The following is a 15,968-nucleotide window of genomic DNA, read 5'->3' as shown; positions in this document are numbered from 1 at the left end:
GCTGGCGTGTCAGCGCAAACCCGGTGCGGCTGGCAGAGTGGGTCGCATGACTACCGCCGTCGACCTGCGTGCACCTTTGGCGCGGTATGCGTCCTTGCTGCACGGGCCGGCGGGCGCTACCCACCACGTGGCTTCGCCCCTCGGCGCGTGGCTGCTGGCCGCGCTGTGCGCGCCGGTCGGGTCCGCCGAGCTCGAGGAGGCGCTCGGCGTCGACCTGGCCAGCGCCCAGGCGGTGGCGTCCGCCCTGCTGGACGACCCGCACCCGGCGGTCCTGTCTGCGGCGGCACTGTGGCTGGCGGGGCCACCGACTTCGGCGACGGACGCTTGGCTGGCGGCGCTCCCGACGACGGTCACGACGGGCCCGATGCCGTCACAGTCGCTGGCCGACGCGTGGGCCGACGAGCACACCCTCGGCCTGATCAAGAAGATGCCGCTGACCCTCACGCCGGACACTGTGCTGCTGTTGGCCACGGCGCTGGCCACGAAGGTCTCCTGGGTTCAGCCATTCACGCTGGCGCCGTCGTCCCGGCTGGGCGCTGCCAGCCCATGGCGCGGTGCGGTCTCTCAGGTGCTGGAGATGCCTGGTCGCGGGCACGAGGCGTTCATCGTCCGGGTGCCGGCGTTGGGGGATGTCGCGGTGCACACGGCGTACGCGGCGGAGGGATTGCGCGTGACGTCGGTGATCGGGCCGTCGGGGGCTGAGGCGGTCTCGGTGCTGGGCGCCGCTTACGAGATCGCGGTCGCGGCGGCGACGCGGGGCTCGCTCGATCGGCGGTCGCTGTTCGACCTGCCACTGGGCGAAGGTCCGGCGTGGACTCTTACTGAGGAGCCGGTCCAGACGGCTGCTGGTGGTGGCCGCGAAGAGGTGCACCGGGTGGTGCTGCCGGCCTGGTCGGCAGAGAGCAAGCACGACCTGGACCGCCCGGAACTAGGCATCCCGGCCGCGGCCACGGGCGCGAAGCGGGCCCTCGGGACGCCTGGCGCGAGGCACTCGGCGGCCCAGTCGGCGATGGCGCGGTACAGCCGGGTCGGCTTCGAGGCAGCGGCCGTGTCGTCGATGGCGGTGGCGGTCGGGTTCCCTATCCCCCAGGACGGCTTGCGCCGGACGGCCGAGGTGCGCTTCGACCGCCCGTACGCGGTGGTAGCGGTAGCAGACCGCCCGTGGCAGGACGGCTGGCAACCAAACACCTCCGAAGGCTCGGCCTGGCTGGGCCTACCCGTTTTTTCGGCATGGGTGTCCGAGCCCGGTGAGGCCCTGTCATAGGCCAGCGCCTGACCGCCCGGGTCGGACCATAAAGCGCGATTGATCCAACCGTTCAGCCCCGCATACTGGACCGCTAACGTGGAAGGCCACTCGTCAGCTCGCCCATACGTCAGCGGCCCCTCGGCAGATCGCTTGGTCCAGTCCCACTGGCGCGGTGTTTGCTATCGGCATAGGTTTCCGCGCCATATCGGAGAGGGTCGAGTCCACCCACTTGGTTTGAGCAGGGCCCTCTACCAGTCAGCAGTTTCGGTAGAACGCCTCTACTAGCCAACGGCCGCGCGGTGCGGAAGTGTTGATCGAAGATCGCCCGGCGCCGTTTACCGACCGACCGGACTCGATCATAATCGACTAGGCCAGCCTTGTTGAGCGCGATAGTGACGGACCTCAGGCGGTGATGACCTCGAGAAGCGTTGGACGAGCGCTGATCTAACTGGCTCACGAAGTGCGCAAGCCATGTGGCGGTGGCCATCGGATCAGTTGGGTCGCACAGCATCGCAGTTGCGTCCAGAAGAAACACCAGCGCGTGCGGATTGATCAAACGGGATAGAATCAGGAGAAGTGCCCAGAAGATCCACCAGTCTCTGAAACCATCATCTTGAGATTCTGTCGATCACCGCAGCTGAGGTCGAACCGCTTCCCAACAGTGCCGCTGTACGTGGTGGGCGTTTCCTGGGCGTGCTCGAACGTCGTTGATAGCGGTGATTTTGCTAGGTCCGCTGTACGGGAACCTTAGTGGCTTGTTCAGAAAAGCAAACAAGGAGCCACTCAACAATCGCCTCGACGACTTCGAAGTATTCCCAAGCTCGCTTGCGTGATAGCCCCTGCTGCTTACCATGAGCAACGCCGTTGCGAATGCCAACGAGCGAGTTTAGGCTTGTTCGCCTTTCCTCCTCAGCAAGAAAGCCGTCAAGCCTTTCAGCCCAAACCCCGTTGAATCTTCGAACCATTTTCGTTAGGGCATCAGCGTTAAGATTCGGCATACGGTCGATCCAGGAGTGGGCAAACTGCTGAGCGAAACCCCACGAATTCTTCGAACAGTAGTCTCTGAGAATTACGGCGACCGCTTGTTCAAGATAACCCGATACCCGCAAACACAGGTATTGACCGAGATCTGCGGCCAACTCTGGATCATCAACGGAACGCGGGTCCGCCCTGATGTACAGTTCCTCGAGCTCCTTCTTGAGGCGATCAACCTCAGACCGCGCACCAGTCGAGTGGATTGGTCGAGATCTCATGTGATCTCTTCAAAGGCATCCTTAGCGAGGCGAAGTCGACGCTGGACGCGATCTTCGTCCGCGGTTGCACGAGCTATTGCGCTTACAAACTCGTAATTCTGAAGGAGCCGCTCCCTGACCCCAACGGCGCCCGTCTCATCATTAACAGGACCTCTGCTAATCCGGGAGCTCATACCAATGAGAACCGCGTCTGCGAACGCCGCGTTGATCTGGTTCTCCGGCCGCAAGGCCTTTCGACCAAGCGTGCGGGCCAAGGCGTCGCAGGTTGACTCGAATACCCGACGCAACTTGTTGACGTCAAGGTTTTCAAGGTTGCGGTGGTTGGAAAGGAATGTATTCAGAAATACCTTCAAGGGCCTCCGATAGCTTCCCTCCTCCTCATGAAACGCCAGAAAGCGCAAGATGAGCTCTTGGTCCTTCAAGCGCTCGGACACCGGCCCATAGATCTCTCGCCATGACGGGTGCGAGTTGAGTTCCCTTAGCAGCTCTACAAGGGAGCCATGAAACAAGGCTACGCGGATTTCCTGCGGGTAAAGATTGGTGCCACCCGTGTTAAGGCGCTCAAACAGGGAGTAGACACTTTCATCTCCCCCCAACTGTGCGTTGTACTTGACTACAGTGGCGTGAATGAAGGTGTTATCGAGCAAGCGTCGCTGCTCGTCTTCAAGCGTCGAGTACGTAAGATCTTTTAGATTATCTGTAACGTTCTCAAGCTTGAAATCCACCTTTGGATTGATCTTCCCAGCGTAGAAACGCTGCAGGGTCCGTAGCCGCTGCTGCCCGTCGAGCACGAGCAGCTGTTTATTTGCTTGTTGTACCAAAAAGATCCCCGGAACAGGGAAACCGAGCAGCAGTGATTCGATGAATCGGTCCATTTGAGGCTTCTTCCAGACAAAGTTTCGCTGGAAGCCCGACAAGTCTGACTCAGAATCGATCGCCGGGTCGAAATTTGGAACAACGATGTCACTAACATTTAAGCGACGGACAAGACCGTGGACATCGAAATCTGTACCAAAGTACGACATCGGCTCTAACTCCGGAATCGGAGTATCTTGATCGTCTCCGCCAACTACACCCTCATCTGCAAACTCTTCGTTCGCGATAACTCGAAGTTCGACGTCGTTCTGTTGCTTGTCTGACATTGGCATCCTCGGGGCCGGCGCGTAAGCCGAGCCTAGTGTGGGAAGTTCTCCGTGGACAGTGACGGGTGGACTGTTTCCGGCCGTCTGACGCGCTGGTCAGCGACTATATGCGCAGCTGAACGGCTTCGTCCAAATCAGCCGTCCTCCGTCTCGGGGACGGCCTGCGGACATGATCCGCGCTGCCTAGGGGTTCGGCGTTGAAGGCCGAGCCTCCCGAGACGGCGTCGCGCGCGCCACTGGACGGGCAGCTCTCGATGATCTGGGCTCATTAGATGCGGCCGGCGGCCATGTCCATGAGGCGGGATAGGACCTTGCCCCGGGAGACCGCTCCGCCGTCGTGCTCGTATTCGTTTGTCACCCACGCTCGGGTGTTGCCCACGGCGGCGGCTGTTGCCAACGACAGGTCCGCGTCCACGTACATGTCGTCGAAGTAGACGACCGCCGCCACCGGGACCTCGTTCGACGACAGGCGGGTCGGGTCGTAGAGGTCTGGCCAGTCGTCCGCCTCGGCCAGCAGGTCCGCGGCGCCGGCGAACGGGCGGAGCGCGGCGATGTCCTGGAACATCCAGGGGTACATCATCTCGCCCGTGAAGAGGAGCGGGGTCGCGTCTGTGGCGAACTCCGGCCGCTCCTGGATCGCGCGTTCGGCTGCCCAGCGCGTCGGGCGGCCTGATTGGCCGTAGCAGTATTCCTGCAACGCGAACAACGGCGAGTCGATGAAGCCCGTGCGAGTCATCACCTCGTGCAGGAACAGGTCCGAGAGATCAGAGCCGTGCCACGCGTCGTCCAGTAGCCAGTGCAGGCGTTCGTAGCCGTCTCCCATGCCGAAGGCGTTGCCCAGGACGCGGAAGCGGTTGACCGTCAGACGGTCCCCGTCCGGCAGCAGGACCGGCGTCGACGCCAGGTGGTCGGCAATTCGCGACACCGCGGCCACATCGGAGGGATAGCGCGCGTAGTACGCCGCGTTCTTCGCCGCCACCCGCGGGTACGTGCAGGCGTAGACGTCGTCCGCCGTCGCGGACAGGCCGGGCAGCCCGCCCGTCACGTAGCACGACCGCAGGCCCTCCGGCGCCAAACTCAGGTAGGTCATGGTGACGAAGCCGCCGTAGCTCTGGCCGAGGGTCTCCCACCGAGAGTCGCCCAACAACGAGCGGCGGATCAGCTCCGCGTCCCGGACGATGCTGTCCGCGCGGAAGAACCGGATGTAGGCCGCCAGAGAAGCGGCGCTCATGTCGCGCACCGTGCGCCCGCTCAGCGGGGTGCTCCGGCCCGTGCCCCGCTGGTCCAGCAACAGCACCCGGTGGGTCTTCAGCGCCTGGCCCAGCCAGCTTCCGGAAGGGCCGGACGGCCGCGGCGACTTCGCTCCCGGGCCGCCCTGCAGGAAGAGCAACCACGGCAGGTCGTCGCCGGCGCGGTCGGTGGCCACCACCTCGCGCGCGAAGACCGAGATCGTCTCGCCGGAAGGAGCAGCATGGTCCAGGGGGACCGTAAACGTGTGGTCGGTCAGCACCAGGCCGGGAATGCGCGTCACCTGACCCAAGCTACGTGATCTCCACGGCGATCTCCTCGCCGAGTTGGCCGCCGCCCTCCAGCAGCAGCTCGTCGCCGCTCCAGAAGCGGCCCGGGTCGTACCAGTTGGGGCGTCGGCCCGCCGGTAGCAGGCCCATCGCCTCGTATGTCACCGCGACCACCTCCGCGCAGTAGGCCGTCTCCAGCCGGGCGTCGGGCGGCGAACCGGCCGCCTGGGCGTCGCCGGCGAAGAACCCGGTACGCAGGTCCGGCACCCGGCCCCGGGCCCAGCGCCACGCCAGCCTGGCCGTCGACGGGAACGGCGTGCCGTCCAGGCGGGCGATCGTGCGCAGCACCGCATTTTCCATCTCCGCCGACACCGGCGTCTGGAGTTGCCGCAACCAGGCCCGCTGGCCGTAGCGACGGGCCCAGACCAGCACCGCGTCGCGCAGGTTGTGCAGCTGCACGCCGCGCTGGAAGGTGCCCGTCCAGTGGTCCCGCAGCGAGCGACCCAGTTCCGCGTGCCACATCAGGGCCGGCAGGTCTTCGATCACCACCGACATGCCGACGTGGTTGACCGGGCTGTTGGTGGCCAGCCGGATCGCCCGGTCCGGCACGGAGCTGCCGCGGAAGAGCCACACATCGCCGGTCCGGGTCAGCTCGACCGCCGCGTCCAGGGTGATGGCCATGCCTCTACCCTATGTGGAATGCGATGGTGGAAGGTGCTGGGCGTTGCCGGGCTGGTCGGAGTGGCCGCGACCGGGGTGGTGGTGGCGCGGGCCGAGCGTAAGCGCCGGAACTACACGCCGGACGAGATCAAGACGAAGTTGAGAGAGAAAGCTAAGGCGGTCAGCTGACCGCCGGCAGCTCCTCGAGCTCGCTCGCGCCCTTGCGCTGCACGGCGCTCGGGTCACAGACCAGGGTCACCCGGTACGACAGCGCGACGTTGGACAGGATCTCGCCACGGATCCACAGGCAGACGCCGACGCCCTCGTCGTCACCCGGGTGCTCGTAGAACTCGACCTCGGGTGCCGACAGCCCGCCGAGCAGGCCCTGCGTGCCGCGCTCCGTCGGGGCGACCTGCAGCACGCCGGCCGTGACCTGCACCTCGACGCTCTCCAGCTGGTCGGCGTCGTACCAGTGGGTGTCCGGCAGGAAGAGCCGCGTGTCGACCGCGCGCTTGGCGTACGCGCCGCCCATCAGACCGGTCTCTTCGTCGGGCTCGTCGCCGAGGTAGGCCACGCCCGCGTAGTCGGTGCGCAGGACGCGCTCTTCCGTCTCGAAGTCCGTCACCAGGACGTCGATGCGGGGCTGCGGCTGAAGGTGCACGTCGGTCACGCGCCGCACCTTAGCACCGGCCGGACACGCGCCGTTCACGCGGTGGGTTCGAGGAACTCCAGGCGGTTGCCGTGCGGGTCGAACGCGTGGAACCGGCGAAAGCCGGGCAACTCGTCGTTGGCCCACGTCACCTCGTGCCCAACGGCGGTCAAACGCGCAGCCAACGAGTCCAGATCCCGCCAGATCAACCCAGGATGGGCCTTTCGCGCGGGTACGAACGGCTCCTCCACGCCCAGGTGCAGCTCGATCCCGTCGTGGCCGACGAACCAGCAACCACCCCGACCGGCCAGCGCGGCGGGCTTCGGCTTCTCGGCGAGACCGAGCAGACCGGAGTAGAACGAACGCAGGACATCTTCGGTGCCCCTGGGGCACGCGATCTGCACGTGATGGATCATGCGGATCAGCATGACCCCGGGTTGACCACAAAACAAGACGGACGTACGGTTTACTTGCGTGCGGTTAGCCGAACCTAAGCCCGGCGAGCGCAGCCTGCTGCGAAAGACTGATGCGAAACAGGCGGAGAAGGAGTAAGACGTGGCGAGCCTCGACACCTTCGGTGCGAAGAGCCAGCTGCGCGTCAACGACGCGAGCTACGAAATTTTCAAGATCACGACGGTCGACGGGCACGAGCGGTTGCCCTACAGCCTCAAGATCCTGCTGGAGAACCTGCTCCGGACCGAGGACGGCGCCAACATCACCGCCGACCACATCCGGGCGCTGGCCGGCTGGGACGAGAGCTCCGACCCGAGCGTCGAGATCCAGTTCACCCCCGCCCGGGTGCTGATGCAGGACTTCACCGGCGTGCCCTGCGTGGTCGACCTGGCCACCATGCGCGAGGCGGTCAAGGAGCTCGGCGGCGACGCGACCAAGGTCAACCCGTTGGCGCCGGCCGAGCTGGTCATCGACCACTCGGTGATCGCCGACCTGTTCGGCCGCGAGGACGCGTTCGCGCGCAACGTGGAGCTCGAATACCAGCGCAACCGCGAGCGCTACCAGTTCCTGCGCTGGGGCCAGACCGCGTTCAACGAGTTCAAGGTCGTCCCGCCGGGCACCGGCATCGTGCACCAGGTCAACATCGAATACCTGGCTCGTACGATCATGGAGCGCAACGGTCAGGCGTACCCGGACACGGTCGTCGGCACCGACTCGCACACCACGATGGTCAACGGCCTCGGCGTCGTCGGCTGGGGCGTGGGTGGCATCGAGGCCGAGGCCGCGATGCTCGGCCAGCCGGTCTCCATGCTGATCCCGCGGGTCGTCGGCTTCAAGCTCTCCGGCGAGATGCCGGCCGGCACGACCGCGACCGACCTGGTCCTGACGATCACCGAGATGCTGCGCAAGCACGGCGTCGTCGGCAAGTTCGTCGAGTTCTACGGCCCGGGCGTCTCCGCGGTGCCGCTGGCCAACCGGGCGACGATCGGCAACATGAGCCCGGAGTACGGCTCGACCATCGCGATCTTCCCGATCGACTCCGAGACGATCAACTACCTCGAGCTGACCGGTCGCGACGCGCAGCAGGTCGCGCTCGTCGAGGCGTACGCCAAGGAGCAGGGCCTCTGGCACGACCCGGAGCGCGAGCCCGCGTACTCGGAGCGCCTCGAACTGGATCTCGCCACGATCGAGCCGTCGCTGGCCGGCCCGAAGCGCCCGCAGGACCGGGTGCCGCTGGGCAGCGCCAAGCCGATCTTCCGCTCGGTGCTCACCGACTACGTGTCGACGAGCGGCCCGGCCGACGAGGCGTCCGAGGAGTCGTTCCCGGCCAGCGACCCGCCGGCCAACGACCACGACGACCCGGCCGACCAGCCGGCTGACTACGAGTCGGCGGCGCGCGGTGCCAACGGCCGCAGCTCGAAGCCGGTCAAGGTCGTCGGTGACGACGGCACCGAGTTCGAGCTCGACCACGGCGCGGTCGTTATCGCCGCGATCACCTCCTGCACGAACACGTCCAACCCGCAGGTGATGATCGGCGCGGCGCTGCTGGCCCGCAACGCGGTCGACAAGGGCCTCAACCGCAAGCCGTGGGTCAAGACCACGCTGGCGCCGGGCTCCAAGGTCGTCATGGACTACTACGAGCGCGCCGGCCTCACGCCGTACCTGGAGAAGCTCGGTTTCCACCTCGTCGGCTACGGCTGCACGACGTGCATCGGCAACTCCGGCCCGCTGCCCGAGACGATCTCGGCGGCTGTGTCCGAGCACGACCTGTCGGTGGTCTCGGTGCTGTCCGGCAACCGCAACTTCGAGGGCCGGATCAACCCCGACGTCAAGATGAACTACCTGGCGTCGCCGCCGCTGGTGGTCGCGTACGCGCTCGCCGGCAGCATGGACATCGACCTGGTCAACGAGCCGATCGGCGTCGGTGCCGACGGCGAGCAGGTCTACCTGCGCGACATCTGGCCGTCGGCGGCCGAGATCGAAGAGGTCATCGGCCGGGCCATCGCGAGCGAGATGTTCACGCGGGACTACGCCGACGTGTTCGCCGGTGACGAGGCGTGGCAGAGCCTGCCGACGCCGAGCGGTGACACGTTCTCCTGGGACGCCTCGTCCACGTACGTGCGGAAGCCCCCGTACTTCGAGGGCATGGCCCGCGAACCGCAGCCGGTCTCGGACATCTCCGGTGCGCGGGTGCTGGCCAAGCTCGGCGACTCGGTGACGACGGACCACATCTCGCCGGCCGGCGCGATCAAGGTCGACTCGCCGGCGGGCAAGTACCTGGCTTCGCACGGGGTGGCCAAGCACGAGTTCAACTCGTACGGGTCGCGGCGCGGCAACCACGAGGTGATGATCCGCGGCACCTTCGCCAACATCCGGCTGCGTAACCAGCTCGTGCCGGGCGTCGAGGGTGGCGTGACGGTCAACCACCTCGATGGTTCACAGACGACGATCTACGAGGCTTCCGAGGCGTACGCGGCGGCTTCGATTCCGTTGGTCGTGCTGGCCGGCAAGGAGTACGGGTCGGGCTCGTCGCGCGACTGGGCCGCCAAGGGCACGATGCTCCTGGGCGTGCGTGCGGTGATCGCCGAGTCGTACGAGCGGATCCACCGTTCGAACCTGATCGGCATGGGCGTGCTCCCGCTGCAGTACCCGGCGGGCCAGACGGCCGAGTCGCTGGGCCTGACCGGCACGGAGACCTTCTCGTTCACGGGCGTCGAGGCGCTCAACGACGGGTCGACCCCGCGCACGGTCGCGGTGACGACCGACACGGGCGTCTCGTTCGACGCGGTTGTGCGCATCGACACGCCTGGGGAGGCCGATTACTACCGGCACGGTGGCATCCTGCAGTTCGTGTTGCGCAAGATGCTGGAGAGCTGATTTGTCATAGGGCCCCCTGCACCGCAGGGGGCCCTTCTCTGTGCAAGGCTCGATGCATGGACGACAAGACCGTGCTGACCCGGATCAACGACCTGGTCCAGGAGGAACACCAACTCCGCACCCAGGTGCAATCCGGCCAGATCTCCTCGGACGACGAGCGCACCCGGCTGCGCCAGCTCGAAGAGTCCCTCGACCAGTGCTGGGACCTGCTCCGCCGGCGCCGGGCCGCCCGCGCGGCGGGCGCCGACCCGGACTCGATCAACGCGGAGCCGGTCTCCGAGGTCGAGGGCTACCTCCAGTAACTAGAACTCCCAGCTCGTCGCGCCGTGCGGTTCGGCAGTTGCCACGCCGACCGCGCGGCGCAACGCGAGGCGGTAGAGGTGCCAGGGCGGTGGGCCGGCGCTGGGGGCGCTGAACGGGGCCGTGAACACGTCACCGTCGGCCTCTGCCGGCCAGCCGCCGCTGTTGTAGACCTCGGCCAGGCGGGCGACGGTCTCGGGGTCGGTGACCCGCTCGGCCGTACCCTCCAGCGTCAGGTCGATGCCGGTCAGCCGGACCGACACGCTGCAGGTCGGGTTCTCGGCGAGGTTGCGTGACTTGCGGGTGCCGGGGCCACTGGTGAAATAGAGCGCGTCGTCCACCCACACCGCCCCGACGCCGGCGGAGTGCGGCCGGCCGTCGGGCCGGACCGTGGCGACGAAGAACGTCAGGTCGGCCGTGGGCGTCTCGCTCACGAGCGCGTCACGTGGGCGGCTCCACGGCAGCGCGGGATGGCCGTACCGGTCGAGGTTGCGAGTCGTGCTCGGCGAGGTCATGGTGTCCTTCATACCCATAGGTCGAACGGGCAGGCGCCGATTTCGACGAGCCTCGCCGTCAATCCGCGGTCGCCACGTAGTAGGCGGTCCGGACCTTGCGCTTCGTCAGCCCGCCGGTCGCTTTGCCGGTGCGGACCGTCCAGGTCTTGCTCGACCGGTCGATGCCGGGGCTGTTCTGCTTCGCCCACACCGCCTCGCCGTTGTCGCAGCGGTAGAAGCCCGCGAGGTCCGGGTCGCTCTCCTGCGCGTCCCAACTCCCGCCGTTCCGTAGCCGGCACCGCGTGCCGGAGTCGAGATCCAGTCGGATCGGCAACGGGGTGCCGCTGTATCTGGCCGGGCCGCTCGGCTGCATCGCGCCGACCGAGCCTTCCATCCACAGCCGGGCGACGGTGCGGCCCATCGGGTCCTGCAGGCAGAGCATCGAGTCGCCGCCGGCCTCCACCCAGCAGGCGTCCGCCGCGGCCGCGCTCGGGCTGCAGTAGTAGATGTCGCCCTTCCGGGCCGACGGGCTGGCGCTGTTGAAGCTGCAGTCCAACCCGCCGGCATCCGGCGCGTCCACCGCGGTCCAACCGGGGGCCACCCGGCCGGCGGAGGTCACCGGTTTCAGGTCGCGGACCGTCGTGCCCGGGTCGAGCAGGTCGAGGTACTCCTTCAGCGCCTCGGCCGCCTGGTCCAACGCCCCGCCGTGGCTGGTGACCTTGGTATGGCTGCACTCGGCCGTCATCGCGGCCACGCCCAGGTAGACCACCAACGCCGGCGTGAGCCGGTCCGCCAGCAGCCCGTCCAGGGCGTTCTCGTCCACCTTCAGCTCGGCGATGATTTCCAGCGTCGCGCCGATGGCACCGCCCCCGCCGGCGGCGGTAAGCGTCCGGATCATCGAGTCGTTGGTGGTCGTACACGTGGCGTTCCTGAGGCGGATCTTCTGGCCCTTCGGCCAGTCCGCCTTCCGCCGCATCTGGAGGTAGCCGTGCTGGCTGTCCACGGACACGATGCCGTCGCTGCTGAGCGGGACGTCGTACACGTGGAAGGGGCCGAACGTGCGTTTGACGGTGATGTCACCGGCGATGGTGGTCACTCCCGCCGCCACCGGCAGGAACGGGGGCAGCACGCCGGCGCAGCCCTTGGCCGGCCCCGCGCCGTCCCGGTGCTGCCCCAGGCAGACCTGGGCGTCGGAGCCGATCGGCGGAATGAGCTTGCCGCCAACGCTCCGCTGCAAGATCTCCGCCACCCTGGTATTGCCGAACGGACTGCCGAGATACGGGGTGTCGAAGGTGACCAGCCCACCGATCCGGTCCGTGGTCTTGACATCCCGGGCGGCGTAGAGCGACGCGAGCCCACCCATCGAATGGCCGACGAGAACAACCTTGCGGTCGCCACCGCGCTTCTTCGCGAACGCATCGGACACCGCGGCGATGTAGTCCGCCAGGCAGCCCGCGACCAGCACGTGCGCCGCCCAGGTCGTGCTGTTGGTGCCGTAGTCGAAGTAGAAGGGCTGGATGCGCTTGCCGGTGCGCTCCGCCAACGCCTTCCCGGTGCCTGTCAACGCGTTGCCGTCAGCCGTCCAGCCGTGGACGAAGATGACGGGCCTCCGACCGGCGGACTGGTTCGCGGACGGTTTGGTGGAGTTGCCGCTGCAGCCGGCGGCCCGGGCTGCGGCGGAGGGGACGGTCAGCAGGCCCGCGGCCAGCAGCAGCGCGGTCAGCGCTCCGGGGAGCCTCATGCGTTCGGCCTCCCGTCCACCAGCTTCCACTCGTCGCCGACGTGCAGCAGCGTGAAGGTCCAGCGCGGGCTCGTGGCGGCGGGTGGAGTTGCCACCGTGCCCTGGACCTGCGCCGTCCGGCCGTCGAGATAGGTGAAGGTGGCGAGGTCGAAGCTGATCGAGCCCAATGAGGCCAGCTGCTCGGCAGCGGCCGGTTCCAGCGCCTGCCCGGACGGCATGGCCAGCACCGCGCGAATTCGCGCCTCGTCACCGGAGGTCAACTGCTCGGACAACGCGGCGGCGCGCGGGCTGTCGAGGGGTTGGGCGCTGGGCGTGCCGGTGGCGGTGTTCGAGGCTGCGGCCGGAGGCTTTTCGGAGTCTCGAAACACGGTCCAACCCGCGACGGCGAGCCCGGTCAGCAGAAACACTCCCGCTAGCGCCAGCCATCCCGCCCGCCGGCTGAGCCCGAATGGCACCGAATCACCTCAGTGCATTTCTTCGAGCTGGTTGAAAGCCATCGCTACGTCCTTAATCAGCACCTCCCGCGAATTCCAGAAGGTGCGTTGATGATCGGATCAGCCGCTAATCAAGACAGGAGTTGCCTGCTCAAGTAGACGAGAGGGCCGTTGGTCCCACCATCGGCCGATCGTTTCCCGTTGGTGGCCGCATTAGCCTGTAAACGAGTGCTGTTCGCGAGTAAATGATATTCCTAAATGGCGCCAGTCTGCCTCGTCGGGCAGCCGCAACCCGGCTGACGCGAGCGATCCCTCGGCCGCATCTGCCGTCGACGAGGCACGCCGGCACCGTCGGGCATTAGGCTGCTGGGATGTCCGCCCCCGCCATCGCCACGCTCGTCGGCTTCCTGCGGCTCCCCCGGGTTCGTCGCCGGATCGTGGTGGGTGCGGCTCTGGCCGGATGTTTCGTCTGGATGATGGTGGTGGTCGGGCTGGCGTTCGCGCTGATCGAGCGGGGCGTCGACCAGTGGTGGGCCATCCTCGTGTTCGGGCTGGCCGTCCTCGTCGTCGCGGTCGCGGTCGCCGGTGGGTTCCGCCGCGCACCGGCTGCCGCCGCTCTCCCGACGCCCGCCACGCGACCCGCTCCGGTCCCCGTCGTGGTCGCACCGTCCGGCCTCACTCGGGTGCCGGTCGAGCCGCTCAGCCCGCGCGAGCGCGAGGTGCTGGCCCAGCTCGCGGCCGGGCGGTCCAACCGCGAGATCGCCGCGGCGCTGTTCGTGGCGCCCGGGACCGTCAAGGCCCACCTCAACCACATCTTCCAGAAGCTCGACGCCTCGACCCGGTTGCAGGCGGTCGCCCACGCGCGGGAGGCCGGGCTGCTGGTGGGCGACGATTAAACCCCACTAAACCTGCCATTCGGCAGACGCCAGCGCCGCGCGACGGTGCCTAGCGTGGCGCCTCGTGACGACCACCGCACCCACCACCGTCCTGCCGGCGCGCGCCGCCGGCCCGCTCCCGATCGCCTTGGCCGCGACCTTCACCACCGTCGTCGAGGGTCTATCGCTGGCCGAGTTCCTGCCCGCACCCGTGGCATTCCTCGTCGGCGCCGCCTGGGGCGTCGGCATCGCCCTCCTGGCCCGCCGGCTCAGCCGCACCGCCATGCTCGCCGCGCGGCTCGAAGACGGGCTGGTGGTGCTCGGGACAATCGCCATGGCCCTGTTCGCGTTCGGCGGTTTCGCCGGCCTGCTGGTGCTCAACGGAGCGATGGACAGCTCCTCGCTCACCGGCGAGACACTCGTGGCCATGTTCATGCCCAGCATCCCGGTCGCGATCGCGGCGAACGTACCCACCGAGCTGCTCGTCGTGCCGGGCCTGCTGGTGCTCGGCTGGCGCACCGGAATCCGCCGAACCCTCATCCTGGCCGCGTCCGCGCTGTACCTCCTGCATCGCGTCTGGACCTACCTGGTCTTCGCCTCCGGACGCCTGGACTTCGCCGCGGCGGAACACTCGACCACCCCGCTGACCGCGGCCGAGCGCGCCCAGCACCTGGAGCAGCTCCACCTCGACGATCCCCGATGGATCCTGAACCTGGTCATCTTCGGCTTGTTCCTCGGCGCGGCGCACTTCCCCCGGAGCACACGGCGGCCTTAGCTACAGTCTCGGTCGTGTCGATGACAGGAACGCTGGCGATCGCGAAGGTGCTGGCTCATTGCGGGGGCTCGCCCAAGGCCGCGGTGACCTACCTGGTGCGAGCGGTGGCCGCCGACCCATGCACCGCCGAGCCGTGGTCGGCGCTGGAGGACCTCAGGCGAGCGCTGCCCGACGAGGTCTCGGCGGTCGTCGCCGCGGCGACGACGGTCGGACCCGTGGTGGCCCGGGCCTACCTGTCCTTCGTGGACGGTGACATGGACGAAGCGGCGATATCGCTGGGCTCGGTCACCGGCTTCCAGCCGGAGATCCCGTGGGCGGACGCACCCTGGTTCGGAGACGAGCGGTTCCTCGGCACGGTGTCCGCGGCGGCGTTCGCCGAGGGCACGATGCGCATCCGGGACCACGACCGGGACCTACGGACCGACGCGGTACGCGCGAACCTGACCCCATGGCTGACGGCGATCGACGTGGTCTGCGGCCGCGACCCGGACCCGGACGCGATGGCCCGCATGGCCATTCTGCTGCGAGCCTGCGACCGGACCGACGCCTCGTTCGCGCTGTGCGACCGGGCCGACGCCGTGCGGCGGTTGGCGTTCACCGAGGTCGTCCGCGCCGGCACGTGGCGGCACCTCGGCAACCGCCCGGAAACCGCGGCCGCGTTCCGGCGTGCCCTGGCCCTCGATCCGACCAACTGGTCGCTGCACCTCGACCTCGCCGACCTGGCGGCCGAGGAGGGCGACTTCGCCGAGGCCGCCGCCCTGGCCACGCGCGGCGAGGAGTTGGAACCGGACGACGTCACGATGCGCGCGGCCGCCGCCGCGTACCGGGCCCGCTCGACGGGATCGGCCGCCGATCTGGAAGCGTTCACCGAGTTGGCCCCACAGGTGCCCGACGACTACCGCCAGACCCTCCTCGGCTACGCCAACCGCACCTAGGAGCGCCGCAGCGCTATTTCTCGTTCGCGTCCGTCGACGACCGCACTGCCAGCTGCTGTGCCGCATCGAGGCGCTCGTACCACGCCGGCGGCCAAGATGATGTGGACGCGTCACCTTCGAGGCCGAGATCTTTTCGAGCGTGGCGATAGAACACCGCGCGCTCTCGTTCGTATTCGGCGAGCGCGGCCGCCCATCCCTCCTGGCCGGTGAGAACGCCGCGCGCATAGAACTCGAGCTGCCACACGCTTTGATGCCATGCCCGGGCCGCGTCGATGGTGGCCGGGGTCCCCAGGAGCAGCACGGACTCCCAGCGGGCGGTCCGCTCACCGGCCGCTGCCGCGAGCTCGACCCGCCCGCGGGCGAGCGGCACCGCATCAGATGAATGCTGCAGACCTCGTGTCTTGGCCATGCCGGTGGAGATGTGCACCATCCGCTTCACCGCGTTGCAGTACTCCGTGTACGACTGCAGCCGCGCCGCGTCCCAACGAACTCGTTGATCTCGACGCCAGCGCGCGCGTTCACCGAGGTTCGTCAAAGTAAAGGTCAACAGGCCACCTACGACGACACCGATCAAGGCAGCGAACTCCTGCATCGTCACTCCCGCGAGGCCGACCCGT

17 protein-coding genes are annotated in these 15,968 nt (G+C 67.7%); 7 read left to right on the top strand and 10 right to left on the bottom strand.

The window, feature by feature from the left end:
- The first annotated feature begins 46 nt into the window (after nt 1-46).
- A complete protein-coding gene (locus tag CHC05_RS29520) occupies nt 47-1,264 on the top strand; it encodes a serpin family protein (protein ID WP_089253873.1) in 1,218 nt (405 codons plus the stop codon).
- 707 nt (nt 1,265-1,971) lie between these two features.
- Here CHC05_RS29520 and CHC05_RS40945 read toward each other — a convergent pair.
- The 4 genes from CHC05_RS40945 to CHC05_RS29505 form a co-directional block, all read right to left on the bottom strand.
- Entirely contained in the window at nt 1,972-2,499 is a 528-nt protein-coding gene (locus CHC05_RS40945; protein ID WP_245871278.1) for a HEPN domain-containing protein, read from the bottom strand.
- Nucleotides 2,496-3,641, bottom strand: coding sequence for a DUF262 domain-containing protein (locus CHC05_RS29515; protein ID WP_179266432.1), 1,146 nt, complete (start codon nt 3,639-3,641; stop codon nt 2,496-2,498). The genes CHC05_RS40945 and CHC05_RS29515 overlap by 4 nt, the downstream gene beginning before the upstream one ends.
- A 268-nt stretch (nt 3,642-3,909) precedes the next feature.
- On the bottom strand, nt 3,910-5,172 hold the full coding sequence (locus CHC05_RS29510) for an alpha/beta fold hydrolase (RefSeq protein WP_089253967.1): 1,263 nt from the start codon (nt 5,170-5,172) through the stop codon (nt 3,910-3,912).
- Between the two features lie 10 nt (nt 5,173-5,182).
- Complete coding sequence (locus CHC05_RS29505; protein ID WP_089253871.1) at nt 5,183-5,839, bottom strand: hypothetical protein; 657 nt, start codon at nt 5,837-5,839, stop codon at nt 5,183-5,185.
- 18 nt (nt 5,840-5,857) lie between these two features.
- Here CHC05_RS29505 and CHC05_RS41735 point away from each other — a divergent pair, with 18 nt between their 5' ends.
- Nucleotides 5,858-6,007 (top strand): hypothetical protein, encoded by a 150-nt coding sequence (locus CHC05_RS41735; protein WP_179266431.1) that lies wholly within the window; start codon nt 5,858-5,860, stop codon nt 6,005-6,007.
- On the opposite strand, the gene CHC05_RS29500 is transcribed toward CHC05_RS41735, so the two are convergent.
- Complete coding sequence (locus tag CHC05_RS29500; protein ID WP_089253870.1) at nt 6,000-6,488, bottom strand: hypothetical protein; 489 nt, start codon at nt 6,486-6,488, stop codon at nt 6,000-6,002. The genes CHC05_RS41735 and CHC05_RS29500 overlap by 8 nt on opposite strands.
- Nucleotides 6,489-6,523: 35 nt before the next feature.
- Entirely contained in the window at nt 6,524-6,883 is a 360-nt protein-coding gene (locus tag CHC05_RS29495) for a VOC family protein (RefSeq protein ID WP_089253966.1), read from the bottom strand.
- A gap of 139 nt (nt 6,884-7,022) precedes the next feature.
- Between CHC05_RS29495 and CHC05_RS29490 the strand changes: the two genes are divergently transcribed.
- Together CHC05_RS29490 and CHC05_RS29485 are read left to right on the top strand one after the other, a co-directional pair.
- Nucleotides 7,023-9,797: an aconitate hydratase gene (locus CHC05_RS29490; protein WP_089253869.1), complete on the top strand. Its 2,775-nt coding sequence runs from the start codon at nt 7,023-7,025 to the stop codon at nt 9,795-9,797.
- Nucleotides 9,798-9,853: 56 nt separating this feature from the next.
- Nucleotides 9,854-10,099, top strand: a complete 246-nt coding sequence (locus CHC05_RS29485) for a DUF2630 family protein (RefSeq protein ID WP_089253868.1) — start codon at nt 9,854-9,856, stop codon at nt 10,097-10,099.
- On the opposite strand, the gene CHC05_RS29480 is transcribed toward CHC05_RS29485, so the two are convergent.
- From CHC05_RS29480 to CHC05_RS29470, 3 genes are read right to left on the bottom strand one after another with little or no spacing between them, the layout of a single operon-like run.
- A complete protein-coding gene (locus CHC05_RS29480; protein WP_089253965.1) occupies nt 10,100-10,612 on the bottom strand; it encodes a pyridoxamine 5'-phosphate oxidase family protein in 513 nt (170 codons plus the stop codon).
- Nucleotides 10,613-10,670: 58 nt separating this feature from the next.
- Entirely contained in the window at nt 10,671-12,332 is a 1,662-nt protein-coding gene (locus tag CHC05_RS29475; protein WP_089253867.1) for a lipase family alpha/beta hydrolase, read from the bottom strand.
- The gene (locus CHC05_RS29470; protein ID WP_144022828.1) at nt 12,329-12,787 is read right to left on the bottom strand and encodes a hypothetical protein; all 459 of its coding nucleotides are present in this window, start codon (nt 12,785-12,787) and stop codon (nt 12,329-12,331) included. The genes CHC05_RS29475 and CHC05_RS29470 overlap by 4 nt, the downstream gene beginning before the upstream one ends.
- A 350-nt stretch (nt 12,788-13,137) precedes the next feature.
- Between CHC05_RS29470 and CHC05_RS29465 the strand changes: the two genes are divergently transcribed.
- The 3 genes from CHC05_RS29465 to CHC05_RS29455 all read left to right on the top strand — a co-directional run bounded on the left by CHC05_RS29465 (nt 13,138) and on the right by CHC05_RS29455 (nt 15,351).
- Nucleotides 13,138-13,662, top strand: a complete 525-nt coding sequence (locus CHC05_RS29465; protein WP_089253865.1) for a helix-turn-helix transcriptional regulator — start codon at nt 13,138-13,140, stop codon at nt 13,660-13,662.
- 64 nt (nt 13,663-13,726) lie between these two features.
- Nucleotides 13,727-14,416 (top strand): hypothetical protein, encoded by a 690-nt coding sequence (locus CHC05_RS29460; protein ID WP_089253864.1) that lies wholly within the window; start codon nt 13,727-13,729, stop codon nt 14,414-14,416.
- Between the two features lie 20 nt (nt 14,417-14,436).
- Nucleotides 14,437-15,351, top strand: a complete 915-nt coding sequence (locus CHC05_RS29455) for a tetratricopeptide repeat protein (RefSeq protein WP_089253863.1) — start codon at nt 14,437-14,439, stop codon at nt 15,349-15,351.
- 13 nt (nt 15,352-15,364) lie between these two features.
- On the opposite strand, the gene CHC05_RS29450 is transcribed toward CHC05_RS29455, so the two are convergent.
- Complete coding sequence (locus CHC05_RS29450) at nt 15,365-15,943, bottom strand: hypothetical protein (RefSeq protein ID WP_144022826.1); 579 nt, start codon at nt 15,941-15,943, stop codon at nt 15,365-15,367.
- Nucleotides 15,944-15,968 lie beyond the last annotated feature (25 nt).

It is taken from the genome of Asanoa hainanensis (assembly GCF_900188485.1).
GTDB classification, from domain to species: domain Bacteria; phylum Actinomycetota; class Actinomycetes; order Mycobacteriales; family Micromonosporaceae; genus Asanoa; species Asanoa hainanensis.
Note: the sequence above shows the minus strand (reverse complement) of the source record. Positions and strands in the feature narration are given on the sequence as shown.

Coding starts and splice junctions, on each gene's coding strand:
- CHC05_RS29520 (WP_089253873.1), top strand. CDS start 47: ATGACTACCGCCGTCGACCTGCGTGCACCTTTGGCGCGGTATGCGTCC.
- CHC05_RS29485 (WP_089253868.1), top strand. CDS start 9,854: ATGGACGACAAGACCGTGCTGACCCGGATCAACGACCTGGTCCAGGAG.
- CHC05_RS29455 (WP_089253863.1), top strand. CDS start 14,437: ATGACAGGAACGCTGGCGATCGCGAAGGTGCTGGCTCATTGCGGGGGC.
- CHC05_RS29475 (WP_089253867.1), bottom strand. CDS start 12,332: ATGAGGCTCCCCGGAGCGCTGACCGCGCTGCTGCTGGCCGCGGGCCTG.
- CHC05_RS29515 (WP_179266432.1), bottom strand. CDS start 3,641: ATGTCAGACAAGCAACAGAACGACGTCGAACTTCGAGTTATCGCGAAC.
- CHC05_RS29465 (WP_089253865.1), top strand. CDS start 13,138: ATGTCCGCCCCCGCCATCGCCACGCTCGTCGGCTTCCTGCGGCTCCCC.
- CHC05_RS41735 (WP_179266431.1), top strand. CDS start 5,858: ATGCGATGGTGGAAGGTGCTGGGCGTTGCCGGGCTGGTCGGAGTGGCC.
- CHC05_RS29450 (WP_144022826.1), bottom strand. CDS start 15,943: ATGCAGGAGTTCGCTGCCTTGATCGGTGTCGTCGTAGGTGGCCTGTTG.
- CHC05_RS40945 (WP_245871278.1), bottom strand. CDS start 2,499: ATGAGATCTCGACCAATCCACTCGACTGGTGCGCGGTCTGAGGTTGAT.
- CHC05_RS29495 (WP_089253966.1), bottom strand. CDS start 6,883: ATGATCCATCACGTGCAGATCGCGTGCCCCAGGGGCACCGAAGATGTC.
- CHC05_RS29505 (WP_089253871.1), bottom strand. CDS start 5,839: ATGGCCATCACCCTGGACGCGGCGGTCGAGCTGACCCGGACCGGCGAT.
- CHC05_RS29480 (WP_089253965.1), bottom strand. CDS start 10,612: ATGACCTCGCCGAGCACGACTCGCAACCTCGACCGGTACGGCCATCCC.